This window comes from Streptomyces kronopolitis (assembly GCF_014646275.1).
In the GTDB taxonomy this organism is placed as follows: Bacteria; Actinomycetota; Actinomycetes; order Streptomycetales; family Streptomycetaceae; genus Streptomyces; species Streptomyces kronopolitis.
The window spans coordinates 1-802 of record NZ_BMND01000098.1; the positions used below are offsets into that span (position 1 = coordinate 1).

The 802-nt window shown below is 62.2% G+C and carries 1 protein-coding gene; it reads left to right on the plus strand.

Features of this window, described 5'->3' with window-relative positions; genetic code table 11:
- Positions 1 to 802 (plus strand): beta-ketoacyl synthase N-terminal-like domain-containing protein (locus IEY78_RS33780; RefSeq protein WP_189104816.1); only part of this gene is annotated, 802 nt, incomplete at both ends.

Below are 802 nucleotides of genomic sequence, written 5' to 3' on the forward strand. Positions count from 1 at the left end.
TGTGGGGGTTGTTGGTTGGGGGTGGGGATGGTGTGGTGCCGTTCCCGGTGGATCGTGGTTGGGATGTTGAGGGGTTGTATGACCCTGAGCCGGGTGTGCCGGGGAAGGTGTCGACGCGTGAGGGTGGGTTTTTGCCGGGGGTTGATGGTTTCGATCCTGGGTTCTTTGGGATTTCGCCGCGTGAGGCGGTGGCGATGGATCCGCAGCAGCGTTTGTTGTTGGAGGCGTCGTGGGAGGCGTTTGAGCGGGCGGGGATTGTTCCTGGGTCGTTGCGTGGTTCGCGTACGGGGGTTTTTGCGGGGACGAATGGTCAGGATTACACGGGGTTGTTGGTGGCGTCGGGTGAGGAGGATTTGGGGGGTTATATCGGTACGGGTAATGCGGCGAGTGTGGTGTCGGGGCGGTTGTCGTACACGTTTGGTCTTGAGGGTCCTGCGGTGACGGTGGATACGGCGTGTTCGGCGTCGTTGGTGGCGTTGCATTTGGCGGTGCAGTCGTTGCGTGCGGGTGAGTGTGATGTGGCGTTGGCGGGTGGTGTGACGGTGATGTCGACGCCGGGGTTGTTTGTGGATTTCAGTCGGCAGCGTGGGTTGGCTGCTGATGGTCGGTGCAAGGCGTTCTCGGATGCTGCGGATGGTGCGGGGTTCTCCGAGGGTGTGGGTGTGTTGGTGGTGGAGCGCCTGTCGGATGCGCGGCGTAATGGGCATCAGGTGTTGGCTGTGGTGGCGGGTTCTGCGGTGAATCAGGATGGTGCGTCGAATGGTTTGACGGCGCCGAATGGTCCCTCGCAGCAGCGGGTGAT